This window comes from Streptomyces sp. NPDC026673 (assembly GCF_040638135.1).
Classification (GTDB): Bacteria; Actinomycetota; Actinomycetes; order Streptomycetales; family Streptomycetaceae; genus Actinacidiphila.
Map to the genome: position 1 here is coordinate 158,382 of NZ_JBEZXR010000009.1, position 12,962 is coordinate 171,343.

Consider the following 12,962-nt stretch of genomic DNA (forward strand, 5'->3'; position numbering starts at 1 on the left):
CCGCGTCCCCCTCCTGCTGTTGCCGTTGTGCCCCGGAAGGCTACCGATGGGGATGCTTGGGGTGGCCCGTCCGGTTCCGTCCGTCATCCGATGCAGATGCCCAGGATGATCAGGCCCAGGCAGAGTCCTCCCTTGCCGGGGCTGCTGCTCGGGGAGGCGGAGGGCGGCGCGGGCGCCGCCGGCGCGGTCGTCGCGGGCGGCGGTGCCTGGGTCGTGGCGCCGCCGCCCGGCGCCGCCGTCGTCCCGCCCGTGCCCGGTGTCGTGCGCGGACCCCCGCCCGGGGCGGAGGAGGCGCTGCGGGTCTCCGCCACCTGCGCCGCGGGCGTGCCGCCGTCCGGGGACATGGCGCCCGCGGAGCGGGTGCCGTCCCTGCCCGTCGCGCCCGGCGAGGCCCCCGAACCGGGCCACGAGGTGGCCGCGGGCCCCGCGGAGCGCGTGGCGGAGGCCGCCGGGCCTGCGGGCGCCGTGGCCGAGGGGCGGGCGGCCAGCGGGGCCTCGGCCCGCCCGGTCCCGTCCGTGGCCACCCCGCTCGCCACCAGCAGCGCGAGGACCCCGCCCAGCACGAGGCCGCCCGCGGCCGCCAGCAGCGCCTTGCGCCGCCGCCGCAGGGCGTGCCGCGGCATCCCCTCGACCGGGGCCAGCGGGTCGAGGGGATCGGCGTACGGGAAGCCCTTCAGGGTGTCCGCGACCCCGCGGTCGGCCAGCTCCCACAGGGCGATGAGCCGGTCGTAGTCGGCGCCGCTGAGCTGCCCCAGCACCTCGACCGCGTCGCGCGGCGGGATCTTCACGCCGTTGAGGTACTGCTCCCACGACCCGGTGCTCTGCGCCGTGCGCGCGGCCAGGGCCGGCACGCTCAGCCCGCTGCGGTCCTTCATCCGGCGCAAATGGACGGCGAGACGGCGCGCGGCGCCGTCCAGTGTCTCGGGCAATGGCTCCCACCGTGCCACCACGCACCCCCCGGCTCCGTCGGTCAACCCACGGTAGCGACGCACATACGCTCGATGCATGGAATCCGCAGAATCCTCATGCTCCGCGCGGGGTGACGAGTCCGGTCTCGTAGGCGAGGACGACGGCCTGGGCGCGGCTGCCGAGGTTCAGCTTGGCCATCGTGCGGTTGAGGTGGGTCTTGACGGTCGCCTCGCTGATGAAGAGCAGATCGGCGATCTCCGGGTTCGACAGGCCGCGGGCGATCAACCGCAGCACCTCCACCTCACGCGCGGTCAGCACCGCCAGTTCGGCGGGCGGTCCGCGGTCCGCACCGGCGGGTGCCGTGCCCGGCCGCGGCGGCGCGTACGCCTCGATCAGCCGGCGGGTGACGCTCGGGGCGAAGAGCGTGTCCCCGCCGGCGACGGCGTGCAGGGCGGCCAGCAGCCGGTCGGGCCCCGCGTCCTTGAGGAGGAAGCCCGATGCCCCGGCGCGCAGTGCGGTGTAGACGTACTCGTCGAGGTCGAAGGTGGTGAGGATGAGGATCCGCGGCGGCGGATCGGCCGCGGCGGCCAGGATGCGCTCGGTCGCCACGACCCCGCTGATGCCGGGCATCCGGATGTCCATGAGGATCACGTCGGGCGCGGTCCGCGCGGCCCGCTCCACGGCCTCCTCGCCGTCGCCCGCCTCCCCGACCACCTCGATGCCGGGCGCGGCGCGCAGCAGCGCCACGAGACCGGCCCGGATGAGGAACTGGTCGTCGACGACGAGCACCCTGGTCATGCGTCCGATGCGTCCCCTCGCCGCTCTGTCCCCCGCGCGGACGTGGGGAGCACGAGCCGTACCTCGAATCCCTCGCCGAGCGGGCCGATGTCCACCGTCCCGCCGTAGAGCCTGGCGCGCTCCCGCATGCCGATCAACCCGTGACCCGTCCCCCGGCCGATTGTGGCCGGATCGGATCGGCCGGGCGGCGGAGCCGGACCGGTGCCCGCGCCGTCGTCGGTGACGGTCACCGCCAGGTGGTGCGGCTCGTAGGCGACCCGGACCACGGCCCGCGCCAGGGGTGCGTGCTTGAGCACGTTGGTCAGCGCCTCCTGCACCACGCGGAACGCGCACAGCCCGACGCCTGGCGCCACGGGACGGGGCTCGCCCTCGATCCGCAGTTCGACCGCGAGCCCGGCGGCCCGCACCCGCTCGATCATGTCGCCCAGCCGGGTCACCGACGGCATCGGATCGTAGGAGGCCCAGCCGTCCTCCGGCTCGCCGGGCCCCGCACGGAGCACCTTGAGCATGCGGCGCATCTCCTGGAGCGCCTCACGGGTGGTGTCCGAGATGGTGTCGAGCGCGCCGCGGGCGGTCTGCGGGGCGGTGCCGAAAACGTACGCCGCCATACCCGCCTGCACCGAGATCACCGACATGTGGTGGGCGACGACGTCGTGCAGTTCGCGGGCGATCCGGGCCTGCTCCTCGGCCACCGCCTCCCGGGCCCGGTCCTGCTGCTCGGTCCGCAGTCGCTCGGTGAGCCGGGCCAGCCGCTCCTCGCGCTTGGCCGACACCCGGGCGGAGCGCCCGAAGCGGCACATCACCAGGGGGAACACCACGGCCTGGGCGGCCACGGTGGCCATCGAGCTCTGCGCCGCGGTCAGCCCGGCGTACACCCAGACCGCGCCGGTCAGCCCCGCACAGGCCAGCGCGGTGCGCACCGGGCGCATGGCCGCGACGGTGTAGAGCGCGAGGAGCGGCGCCATGGAGTTGACCACCGGCCAGTAGCCGGCGGCGACGTAGAGCGCCCAGGCGGCGCAGACGAAGACGCAGACGCCGACCGGAGCCCAGCGCCGGACCGCGACCGGCAGGTTGACCAGAGCGGTCAGCGCGTAGCCGAACAGATCCAGCCGCACCCAGTCCGGCGGCGGGCGCTCGTGCCCCAGCAGCATGCTGGCGGCGGTGAAGCCCACCGCCAGCAGGACGTCGACCAGCCCCTTGTTCCGCACGCGCGCAGCGTAGGCCCCGGCCGTACGGGCGTGCGTCAGCCCCCCGCCGTACCGCGGAAGTTGTACGTCCCCTTCGCAAAGGTCAACCCGGGACGGGACGACCTCCCGGCACCGCCCGACGTAGCGTCGTCGCCGGGGGCCAGAGGGGGGCGCCCCGACACGACGGTGCCCCGCCCTCCGACGGGGGGAGGACGGGGCACCGGGTTGTGCGCGCCGCACGCCCGCGGACGTGCGCCTCAGCCGGCCATCCGCTTCCGCAGGTTCTCCTCGACGGCGGCCAGGAACTGCTCGGTCGTCAGCCACGGCTGCTCGTGGCTGACCAGCACCGCCAGGTCCTCGGTCATCTGACCGGCCTCGACGACCTCCAGGCAGGCGCTCTCCAGCACCCCGGCGAACCGGGCGAGCTCGGGTGTGTCGTCCAGCCGGGCCCGGTGGGCGAGGCCGCGGGCCCACGCGAAGACCATGGCGATGGGGTTGGTCGAGGTCGGCCGGCCGGCCTGGTGCCTGCGGTAGTGGCGGGTGACGGTGCCGTGCCCCGCCTCGGACAGCACGGTCCTGCCGTCGGAGGTCATGAGGACCGAGGTCATGAGGCCGGACGAGCCGACACCGCGGGCGAGGACACCGGACAGGATGTCGCCGTCGTAGTTCTTGCACGCCCAGACGTAGCCGCCGGCGCCCTTCAGCGCGGAGGCCGCCATGTCGTCGACGAGGCGGTGCTCGTAGCTCAGTCCGGACGCCACGAACTCGCGCCGGAACTCGGTGTCGAAGACCTCCTGGAAGAGGTCCTTGAAGCGGCCGTCGTACTTCCTGAGCACCGTGTTCTTCGTGGACAGGTAGACCGGGAGCTCGCGTGCCAGCCCGTAGCGGAAGGCCGCGCGGGCGAACTCCCTGATCGAGTCGTCCAGGTTGAACATGCCCAGTGCCACGCCGGCACCCGGGAAGTGGTGCACCTCCAGGTCGACCGGGTCGGAGCCGTCGGCCGGGGTGAAGCCGAGGGTGAGGGTGCCCGCGCCGGGGATCCTCAGCTCGGTGGCGCGGTACTGGTCGCCGAAGGCGTGCCGGGCGATCACGACGGGCCGGGTCCCCCCGGGCACCGCCCTCGGCACGTTCCGGACGACGATGGGTTCGCGGAAGATCCCGCCGCCGAGGCGGTCGCGGATCGTGGCGTTCGGGGAGCGGTACATCCCCCTGAGTCCGAACTCCGCGACCCGCGCCTCGTCGGGGGTGACGGTGGCGCACTTGACGCCGACGCCGTGTCTGCCGACCGCCTCGGCGGCGTCGGCGGTCACCCGGTCATGGGTGGCGTCGCGGTGCTCGATGCCGAGGTCGAAGCGGATCAGCTCGATGTCGAGGTACGGCAGGACCAGCTCGTCCCTGATGAACCGCCAGATGATCCGCGCCATCTCGTCGCCGTCGAGCTCGACGACCGGGTTCCTTGCCTTGATCTTGGCCATGGGAGTCGTTCTCCCTCTCACGCCGTGACGTGTGCCCGGGCTGCACGTCGTACGTCAGGACACTCGCCACACAGCGTAACCGGATCAACGCACGGAGAAACGGACGACGTCCTCCAGGAAGGGGATCTCGAGCACCGGGTGCGGCTGCGCCATCAGCGCCAGGAGCACGATCAGGGCGCCCAGCACGCCGTAGGTGATCATGTCGGTGAAGCGGCTGCGCACGGCCAGCATGCCGACCGAGGGCAGCAGCCAGCGCATCAGCGCGCCCGCGAGCAGCGCCGAGCCGACCAGCACCAGGCCGATGCGCGTGACGTCCGCGGCCACCAGCACCAGTCCGAGCACCACCGCGGCGAAGACCGCGAGGATCGGCCACTGGCGGACCGGTGCGGGGGCGTGGGCGCCCATGGCCCGGCCGCCGCCCTCAGGACGCGCGGTGCCGCGGGTCAGCACCTGGAAGCGGCGGCCGCGGCCGGCCTCGCCGGCACCTTCCTGCGGCGCCGCTCCCGTACGGGGGCCCGTCCCGGTCATGCGTACCGGCCCTCCGCGGCCTCCACGACGTTCGCCAGCAGCATGGCGCGGGTCATCGGGCCGACACCGCCGGGGTTCGGCGAGATCCAGGCGGCGACCTCGGACACGCCCGGGTGCACATCGCCGACAATCTTGCCGTTCTCGTCCCGGCTGACGCCGACGTCCAGCACGGCCGCGCCCGGCCTGACGTCCTCGGGCTTCACCAGGTGCGGCACGCCCGCGGCGGCCACGATGATGTCGGCCTGGCGCAGCTGGGCGGAGAGGTCGCGGGTTCCGGTGTGGCAGAGGGTGACGGTGGCGTTCTCGGACTTGCGGGTCAGCAGCAGCCCGATCGAGCGGCCGACGGTGACACCGCGGCCGACCACGGCGACGTGCGCGCCGTTGATCTCCACGCCGTGCCGCCGCAGCAGCTCCACGATGCCGTTGGGGGTGCAGGGCAGCGGGCCGCGCTCGTTGAGGACCAGCCGTCCCAGGTTGGTCGGGTGCAGCCCGTCGGCGTCCTTGGCCGGGTCCATCAGACCCAGGACCCGGTTGGTGTCGATCCCCTTGGGCAGCGGCAGCTGGACGATGTAGCCGGTGCACTCCGGGTTGTCGTTGAGCTCGCGGACGACCGCCTCGATCTCCTCCTGGGTGGCGGTCTCCGGAAGCTCGCGCTGGATGGAGGCGATGCCCACCTCCGCGCAGTCGCGGTGCTTGCCCGCGACGTACCAGCGGCTGCCCGGGTCGTCACCGACCAGCAGCGTGCCGAGGCCGGGGGTGACACCCCGCTCCCTGAGCGCCTGGACGCGGGTCGACAGTTCTGACTTGATCGCGGCGGCAGTGGCCTTGCCATCGAGAATCTGGGCGGTCATACGTCCATCCTCTCAGGTCCGCACACCAACGCTGGACAGCGGATGACGCCGCCGAGGACGATGTGGGCCGTCCCCAGTCCCATCCGCGCGAAAGAAGCCACAGTGAGCTACCCGCCCGGTCCCGGCAACCCCTACGGCCAGCAGCCCCCGCAGCAGCCCTACGGCTACCCCCAGCAGCCCCCGGCCCAGCCCGGTTACGGCTATCCGTCGCAGCCGCAGCCGCCCTACGGCACCGTCCCGCCGCAGGCCCAGGGCCCGTACGGCTACGGCTACCCGGGCGGCCCCGCCGGTCCCGTCCCGGGCATGCCGCCGTACGCGAGCTGGGGCGCGCGCGTGGGCGCCACGCTGATCGACTACCTGATCGCCGGGCTGGTGCCGACGATCCTGATCGGCATCGGCTACGGGCAGTTCATCGCCGCGGTGGTCGACGCGGGCCGCACCTGCGACGAGCTCGGCGCCTACAACTGCCCTCCGCCCGCGATACCGGGCAGCGCCGTCGCGCTGATCGGCATCGGCTCCCTGCTCTCCCTCATCGGCGGCCTGTTCCTCTGCTACCGCGAGGGCAAGACCGGCCAGACCCCGGGCAAGAAGGCCCTGGGCATCAGCGTGCTGCGGGAGTTGGACGGCCGTCCGCTGGGCTTCGGCATGGCCTTCGTCCGCCGGCTGTGCCACGGCCTGGACGGCGCCGCCTGCTACATCGGCTACCTGTGGCCGCTGTGGGACGACAAGAAGCAGACGTTCGCCGACAAGATCCTCAACACGGTCGTCGTCAAGACCCGGTAGGCCCCCGGGCCGGAACCAGCCCACGACCCCGGTCCCCCCCGTCGCCGCCAAGGAAGTGAGAAGTGAGCCATCCGCCCGGCCCCGGCAACCCCTACGGACGGCAGCCTTCGCAGCAGCCGTACGGATACCCGCAGCAGCCCCCCGCCCAGCCGGTCCACGGCTACCCGGCGCAGCCCCAGCCCCAGCCCCAGCCGCCGTACGGCCACCAGCCGCAGCCGGGGAGGCCGTTCGCGGCGTACCCGGGCGGGCCCGAGGTGATGCCGTCCTCGGCGAAGGCGGCCCGGGCGATGCTCTTCGTGCTCGGCGGGCTGCAGATCCTGGGGGGCCTGCTGCTCCTCCTCGGCGCCGCCGCGCTGAAGAGCGTCGACGACAAGAACGAACTGGCCATGCCCATCGGCCTGGTCTACGTCCTGGGCGTGCTCTTCCTGGCCTTCGCCGTCCTGTCGCTCGGCATGGGCGCCAAGTACCGGACGGGCGGCAACGGCACGCGGATCGGGTCCGTCGTGATCGGCGTACTGGTCGCGCTGAGCTGCGTCGCCGGCATGATCGGCGGCGGCTTCGTCCTGCTCGTCCCGCTCGCGCTCAGCGTGCTGCTGATCGTCTTCGCGGCGAAGGGCGAGACCGCGGCCTGGTTCAAACGGCCGCAGTACTGAGCGGATTCACCACCGGACGCCGAAGGCCCCCGCGCCGGCGGGGGCCTTCGGCGTCCGGCTGCGGCCCGTCAGTGGAAGAAGTGCCGGGTGCCGGTGAGGTACATGGTCACGCCGGCCTTGCGCGCGGCCTCGACCACGGCCTCGTCGCGCACCGAACCGCCCGGCTGCACCACGGCCTTGACGCCCGCGCCGGTGAGCACCTCCAGCCCGTCGGGGAACGGGAAGAAGGCGTCCGACGCCGCGTAGGAACCGGCCGCGCGCTCCTCACCGGCCCGCTGGACGGCGAGCTTGGCCGAGTCGACGCGGTTGACCTGGCCCATGCCGACGCCGACGGTCGCGCCGTCCTTGGCCAGCAGGATGGCGTTGGACTTCACAGCCCGGCAGGCCCGCCAGGCGAACGCGAGGTCGGCCAGCTCCTCGGCGGCCAGCGGCTCGCCGGTCGCCAGCGTCCAGGTGGCCGGGTCGTCGCCGGTGGCCTGGAGACGGTCCTTCTCCTGCAGCAGCAGCCCGCCCTCGACCGGGCGGAACTCCGTCGCCGCGACCGGCGCCTCGGGGCAGCGCAGCACCCGGATGTTCTTCTTGCGGGCGAGCACCTCGACCGCGCCCTCCTCGAAGTCCGGCGCCACGATGACCTCGGTGAAGATCTCGGCGACCTGCTCCGCCATCGCCGCGCTCACCGGCCGGTTGACGGCGATGACCCCGCCGAAGGCCGACAGCGGGTCGCAGGCGTGCGCCTTGCGGTGCGCCTCGGCGACGTCGGCGCCCACCGCGATGCCGCACGGGTTGGCGTGCTTGATGATCGCGACGCAGGGCTCCTCGTGGTCGTACGCCGCCCGGCGTGCGGCCTCGGTGTCCACGTAGTTGTTGTAGGACATCTCCTTGCCGTGCAGCTGCTCGGCGTTCGCCAGACCCGTCCCGCCGTCGGTGTACAGGGCGGCGGCCTGGTGCGGGTTCTCGCCGTAGCGCAGCACGTTCTTGCGCGCGTAGGTGGCGCCCATGAAGTCCGGGAAGGGGCTGTCGTCGGCGGGGGCGTACGAGCTCGCGAACCAGCTCGCCACCGCGACGTCGTACGCCGCGGTGTGCTGGAAGGCCTCGGCGGCCAGGCGCTTGCGGGTCGCGAGGTCGAAGCCGCCCTCACGGACGGCGGCGAGGACGTCCCCGTACCGCTCGGGGCTGGTGACGACCGCCACGGACGGGTGGTTCTTGGCGGCGGCGCGGACCATCGACGGGCCGCCGATGTCGATCTGCTCGACGCACTCGTCCTCCGAGGCGCCGGAGGCGACCGTCTCGCGGAAGGGGTAGAGGTTCACCACGACCAGGTCGAAGGGCTCGACGCCCAGCTCCTCCAGCTGCCGGCGGTGGTCCTCCAGCCGCAGGTCGGCCAGGATGCCGGCGTGCACCCTGGGGTGCAGGGTCTTCACCCGGCCGTCCAGGCACTCGGGGAAACCGGTCAGCTCCTCCACCTTGGTGACCGGCACTCCGGCGGCGGCGATCCGCCCGGCCGTCGAGCCGGTGGAGACCAGCTGGACGCCCGCCTCGTGCAGGCCGCGGGCCAGCTCCTCCAGACCGGTCTTGTCGTAGACGCTGACCAGTGCGCGACGGATCTCCCGCTTGGTACTCACGGCAACAGAACCTTTCGTCCCTCAATGCGATAGCCGTCGCGGGACAACCGCCCCACGACGTCGACGAGCAGCGTGCGCTCGATTTCCTTGATGCGCTCGTGGAGCGCTTCCTCCGTGTCGTCCGCACGGACCTCGACCACGCCCTGGGCGATGATCGGTCCGGTGTCGACGCCGTCGTCGACGAAGTGGACGGTGCAGCCGGTGACCTTCGCGCCGTACGCGAGCGCGTCGCGCACCCCGTGGGCGCCCGGGAAGCTCGGCAGCAGCGCGGGGTGGGTGTTGACGAAGCGGCCGCCGAACCGGGCCAGGAACTCCTTGCCCACGATCTTCATGAAGCCGGCCGAGACGACCAGGTCGGGCTCGTACGCCGCCACCGCCTCGGTCAGCGCGGCGTCCCACGCCTCGCGGTCGCCGTGGTCCTTCACCCGGCAGACGAACGTCGGCACCCCGGCGCGCTCGGCGCGCTCCAGGCCCGCGATGCCGGAACGGTCCGCGCCGACGGCGACGACGTGCAGCCCGGCGTCGAGCAGAGCCTGCAGGTTCGTACCCGAACCGGAGACGAGCACGACGAGTCGGGCGGGACGGGAAAGGGGCGGAAAGACTGTGGCCACTGCGGGTCATCTCTCGGGATCCGGCGCTTTGGAGGATCGTACGACTCGAAGATCGCCGGAATTCCGGGGAACTCTACGAGGCCGTCGACCGTCAGCAACGATACCGGCACACCCGACCGCCCCCACGGGACGGGGGAGCGCGCGGGCGGTAGCGTCTGGGGTGAGAACGGCGATGTGTCGCGTCCGACAACTCGAGGAGTCGACGGCAAGGGGATGACCCAGGCAAGCATGAGCAGTGGCCACGGCCACGAGCAGGAGAACCCGTTCGCCCCGCCGCCGGAGAACGCGCCCGAACAGCCCTGGCAGCCGCGAGGGCCGGAGCGCCCTTCGGACTCCGGGGACGAGCCCCCCACGCCCACTCCACCCCCGCCGCCCCCGGTCTGGGGCGGCCAGTGGAGCGACCGGCAGCCCGGCCGGCAGGACGGCGGCCTCGGCAACCGGCCCGGCGGTGGCGGCTACGGCGGCCGGCGGCCGGACGCACCGCGCTTCGACCCCACCGACCCCGCCCAGCGCCGCGCCCGCTACGCCATGATCTGCGGCATGTGGGGGCTCTTCTTCGCGCTCTTCCTGGGCTGGACGTACGTGGGACTGCTGCTCGGCGCCCTCGCCCTCTACTGGGGTGTCAACGCGCTGCGGATGAAGCCCGAGGAGCGGGCCAAGGCCCGTGCCGAGGCCGCCGCGCTGCTCGCCGAGGGCGGCGCCACCCCGCCGCCGGGTCCGGCCGACCCCCGCAGCAAGCCGCAGCGCCCGGCCGCGCTCGGCGGCCTGATCATGGGAGGGATCGCCCTCTGCGTCGTGGCCGGGACCTTCGCGACCCAGCTCGTCTACCAGGACTACTTCTCCTGCACCCGGGACGCGCTGACCTCCTCGTCGCGTGACGCGTGCCAGGATCTGCTGCCGAGCATGCTCCGCGACAAGCTGCCCTCGCCCTGACGCACCGCGCGCCGGCCCGGACGGAGCTCACGCCCCCGACGGGCCGGCGTCGGCCGCCGCCTCGACCTCGCCTTCGGCCTCGGCTTCGGCCTCGGCCTCACCGTCGGCGGCGGCCGCGCGGCGGACCCGCACCCAGCGCACCGCCAGGGCCGTCGGCGTGCCCACGGCCGCCGTCCACCCGGCCGCGGCGCCCCCGGTGAGCCACCAGGACGGCCCGAACTCCTCCAGCGCCCCGCTGCCCAGCGGGCCGGCCGCGAAGCCGGTGAGCAGCGCCATGGCGATTCCGCAGAGCAGGCCCCCCAGGGCCGCATGCGCGGCGGTACGCCCGAGGCCGCGCGGCTCCCGGGGGTGCACCGCGAACCACCCCACCGCGATCCCCGCGAGCACCGGCACGGCCAGGGCCGCCCAGGTCAGCGACGTCCCCGGTCCGGGCTGCGGCAGCGCCGCCAGCAGCGGGAAGTCGGGCAGCACCGGCTCCCCCACCACCCCGGCCGGGCGCACCGCCGCCTGGGTACCCAGCGCGAAGCCGGGGCCGAGCGCGTAGGCCGCCCCCCACACGGCGGCGTTCGGGATCAGCGCGACGGCCACCGCCAGCACCGCCAGCCGCCCGGACAGCGCCTCGCTGAGCCGGGTGAAGGACGCCCCCGCGGCACCGGGGTGCAGGGCCAGCGTCAGCGCCGTGAGCGCCGCACCCCCCGCGACGAGGACGCATGCCCCGGCCCCCGCCGAGCGCAGCACGACCGCGGCCTCCCGCGTCGGCACCCGCGCCCACACCGGCACGGGCACCCGGGACAGCCACGCGGGCGCCGGGATCCGCGGCCGCCCCCGCTCCACCCAGGCACCCGCGGCCGCCGCGAGGGCGGCGACGACGGGCAGGTGCAGTGCGACGCCGATCGTGTCGCTGCGCACCGGGCCGTACGAGGTGTAGACGACCACTCCGGCGCCCACCGCGAGATAGCCGCCGATCAGCCAGGCGACGGCGGATCGCGCGACGCGGTCGTCGGAGGCGGGCGCGACGGCGTCCGCCCCCGCCCGGTAGAGCAGCCACACGGGGAAGGCCATCGGCAGCAGCGGTGTGAGGCCGATGGGCGCGGGGACGCCGGAGAGGGTCTCGATGCGGACCAGGCCCCCGCCGTGGGCCAGCAGCCAGCAGTCGGCCGCGACATGGAGGGCGCCGTTCAGCCCGCTGTCGGGGAACGGCGAGATGATCCACAGGAAGAGCACGAGCATGGCGAAGCCGCCGAGGCCCAGGCCCGCGGCGACCACCCCTCCGGTGAAGGCGGGAGCGGACTCGGAGCTGCGCAGGGTCTGGTGGGCGGCCCGGATCCGGTGCACGGCATGACTCAGGGCGCTGGCGGCACTCACGGCTCTCATGCTGCCAAGAACACCCCGTTTCGCCGTGGCAGCATGCGAATGCCCGTCGTGTCGCGGAATATGGCGTTATGCGTTTCTTCATTCGATCCGAGTGGTCGATCGCATGAGCCGCACATCGACGACGAAGGCCGAGAAGGCCGACAAGAAGCGAAGGCAACCCCGGCCGGCCAAGGGCGCCGGAACCGCGCGGGCCGGGAACGCCGAGAGAAACCCGCGGGCGGCGGAGCCGGCCCGCCCGGGGGAGTCCGACACGCCCGCGCCGCCCCTGAAGTCCCCCAGGGGCGCGCGCGGCCGTGGCCGGGGCCGTGGCACCGGCACCGCACCCGCAGAGCCCGGCGGGCCGGCCCCCGGCGCTGCGGGCACCGCCGGGGCTCCCGGCGGTGCCGGAGGGGCGGCCGCGGACCCGGAAGCGGAGGCCGTACGGATCGCCGAGGCGGCGCAGGCCGCCTTCGACGCGCTGTACACCCGCAACGCCCCCGCCCTGCTCCGCCAGGTCGAGCTGCTCACCGGCAACATGCGGCTGGCGCGGCACGCCGTGCACCGCGCCTTCGACCTCGCCTGGCAGCGCTGGCCCGAGGTCGCCGTCGATCCCGACCCGGCCGGATGGGTCCGCGCGGAGGCACACCACCACGCCCTCGCGTCCTGGCAGCAGCTGGTGCCCTGGTACCGCACCCCGCCGCGGCAGCGCACCCGCTTCCAGCGGCTGCCGCGGGGCGCCCGGCACGCCGTACTGCTCCACGACGGTCTCGGCCTGAGCCTGCGGCGCACCGCCGCGGAGAGCATGGCCACCACCCCGGCGACCGCGGAGCGCATCGTCCGGGCCCGCACCGCCCTGGGCGATGGGGCCGCGGCCCGGCTGGGCGACCTGCTCGACGAGCAGCCGCAGCCGGAGTACCCGGCGGCCATGGTGCGCGAGCTGAGCGAGCAGTGGCTGCGCGTCCGTACGGTGGGGGCGGTGGTGGTGACGGCCCTGATCGCGCTGGCGACCGCGGTCGGACTGGTCTTCGGGCCGCTCAGCGACCGTGTCTCGGCCGACCGCGATCCCGTCGGGCACCGCACTTCCGCCCCCGCGTCCGCGCCCGCCTCAGCACCCTGACCGGCCCGGCCGCGGGCGCGCCACACGCCTGCACCTGCCCCTGACACGGACGCGGGCCCGCCCCCCTGAGGGAGCGGGCTCCGTACTCGGCGTCCTGGTGTTCACCACCATCCAGAACATCTTCGCCCTCAACAACCTGGAG

Annotated in this window: 12 protein-coding genes and 1 pseudogene; 4 read left to right on the forward strand and 9 right to left on the reverse strand. The window is 74.1% G+C overall.

Annotated elements, in window-relative coordinates; genetic code table 11:
• Nucleotides 1-83: 83 nt before the first annotated feature.
• The 6 genes and pseudogenes from AB0F62_RS10430 to AB0F62_RS10455 form a co-directional block, all read right to left on the reverse strand.
• Complete coding sequence (locus tag AB0F62_RS10430) at nt 84-929, reverse strand: helix-turn-helix transcriptional regulator (protein ID WP_361794926.1); 846 nt, start codon at nt 927-929, stop codon at nt 84-86.
• A gap of 94 nt (nt 930-1,023) precedes the next feature.
• Nucleotides 1,024-1,707, reverse strand: a complete 684-nt coding sequence (locus AB0F62_RS10435) for a response regulator transcription factor (protein WP_361794929.1) — start codon at nt 1,705-1,707, stop codon at nt 1,024-1,026.
• Nucleotides 1,704-2,915, reverse strand: coding sequence for a sensor histidine kinase (locus tag AB0F62_RS10440; protein WP_361794932.1), 1,212 nt, complete (start codon nt 2,913-2,915; stop codon nt 1,704-1,706). The genes AB0F62_RS10435 and AB0F62_RS10440 overlap by 4 nt, the downstream gene beginning before the upstream one ends.
• Before the next feature lie 236 nt (nt 2,916-3,151).
• On the reverse strand, nt 3,152-4,369 hold the full coding sequence (locus AB0F62_RS10445; protein WP_361794935.1) for an NADP-dependent isocitrate dehydrogenase: 1,218 nt from the start codon (nt 4,367-4,369) through the stop codon (nt 3,152-3,154).
• A gap of 84 nt (nt 4,370-4,453) precedes the next feature.
• A pseudogene (locus AB0F62_RS10450) lies at nt 4,454-4,831 on the reverse strand (DUF3017 domain-containing protein); the annotation flags it as partial.
• A gap of 62 nt (nt 4,832-4,893) precedes the next feature.
• Complete coding sequence (locus AB0F62_RS10455; RefSeq protein ID WP_361794941.1) at nt 4,894-5,748, reverse strand: bifunctional methylenetetrahydrofolate dehydrogenase/methenyltetrahydrofolate cyclohydrolase; 855 nt, start codon at nt 5,746-5,748, stop codon at nt 4,894-4,896.
• A 102-nt stretch (nt 5,749-5,850) separates the two neighbouring features.
• Between AB0F62_RS10455 and AB0F62_RS10460 the strand changes: the two genes are divergently transcribed.
• Nucleotides 5,851-6,531, forward strand: a complete 681-nt coding sequence (locus tag AB0F62_RS10460) for an RDD family protein (RefSeq protein ID WP_361794944.1) — start codon at nt 5,851-5,853, stop codon at nt 6,529-6,531.
• Nucleotides 6,532-6,593: 62 nt separating this feature from the next.
• On the forward strand, nt 6,594-7,184 hold the full coding sequence (locus AB0F62_RS10465) for a hypothetical protein (RefSeq protein ID WP_361794947.1): 591 nt from the start codon (nt 6,594-6,596) through the stop codon (nt 7,182-7,184).
• Nucleotides 7,185-7,252: 68 nt separating this feature from the next.
• Here AB0F62_RS10465 and purH read toward each other — a convergent pair whose 3' ends face one another.
• Together purH and purN are read right to left on the reverse strand one after the other, a co-directional pair.
• Nucleotides 7,253-8,806, reverse strand: a complete 1,554-nt coding sequence (gene purH, locus AB0F62_RS10470) for a bifunctional phosphoribosylaminoimidazolecarboxamide formyltransferase/IMP cyclohydrolase (protein WP_361794950.1) — start codon at nt 8,804-8,806, stop codon at nt 7,253-7,255.
• Entirely contained in the window at nt 8,803-9,417 is a 615-nt protein-coding gene (gene purN, locus AB0F62_RS10475; RefSeq protein WP_361794953.1) for a phosphoribosylglycinamide formyltransferase, read from the reverse strand. Before purN ends, purH begins: the two co-directional genes overlap by 4 nt.
• Before the next feature lie 213 nt (nt 9,418-9,630).
• Here purN and AB0F62_RS10480 point away from each other — a divergent pair, with 213 nt between their 5' ends.
• Nucleotides 9,631-10,350 (forward strand): hypothetical protein, encoded by a 720-nt coding sequence (locus AB0F62_RS10480; RefSeq protein WP_361794956.1) that lies wholly within the window; start codon nt 9,631-9,633, stop codon nt 10,348-10,350.
• Between the two features lie 27 nt (nt 10,351-10,377).
• On the opposite strand, the gene AB0F62_RS10485 is transcribed toward AB0F62_RS10480, so the two are convergent.
• Nucleotides 10,378-11,715 carry a DUF6350 family protein gene (locus tag AB0F62_RS10485; protein ID WP_361794958.1) on the reverse strand — a complete coding sequence of 446 codons (1,338 nt, stop codon included), beginning with the start codon at nt 11,713-11,715 and terminating at the stop codon, nt 10,378-10,380.
• Nucleotides 11,716-11,827: 112 nt separating this feature from the next.
• Here AB0F62_RS10485 and AB0F62_RS10490 point away from each other — a divergent pair, with 112 nt between their 5' ends.
• The gene (locus tag AB0F62_RS10490; RefSeq protein ID WP_361794960.1) at nt 11,828-12,820 is read left to right on the forward strand and encodes a hypothetical protein; all 993 of its coding nucleotides are present in this window, start codon (nt 11,828-11,830) and stop codon (nt 12,818-12,820) included.
• Nucleotides 12,821-12,962: the final 142 nt, after the last annotated feature.

Excerpts from the sequence above, each read along its gene's own strand:
- AB0F62_RS10435 (WP_361794929.1), bottom strand. The coding sequence starts at position 1,707 with ATGACCAGGGTGCTCGTCGTCGACGACCAGTTCCTCATCCGGGCCGGT.
- AB0F62_RS10445 (WP_361794935.1), bottom strand. The coding sequence starts at position 4,369 with ATGGCCAAGATCAAGGCAAGGAACCCGGTCGTCGAGCTCGACGGCGAC.
- AB0F62_RS10455 (WP_361794941.1), bottom strand. The coding sequence starts at position 5,748 with ATGACCGCCCAGATTCTCGATGGCAAGGCCACTGCCGCCGCGATCAAG.
- AB0F62_RS10480 (WP_361794956.1), top strand. The coding sequence starts at position 9,631 with ATGACCCAGGCAAGCATGAGCAGTGGCCACGGCCACGAGCAGGAGAAC.
- AB0F62_RS10490 (WP_361794960.1), top strand. The coding sequence starts at position 11,828 with ATGAGCCGCACATCGACGACGAAGGCCGAGAAGGCCGACAAGAAGCGA.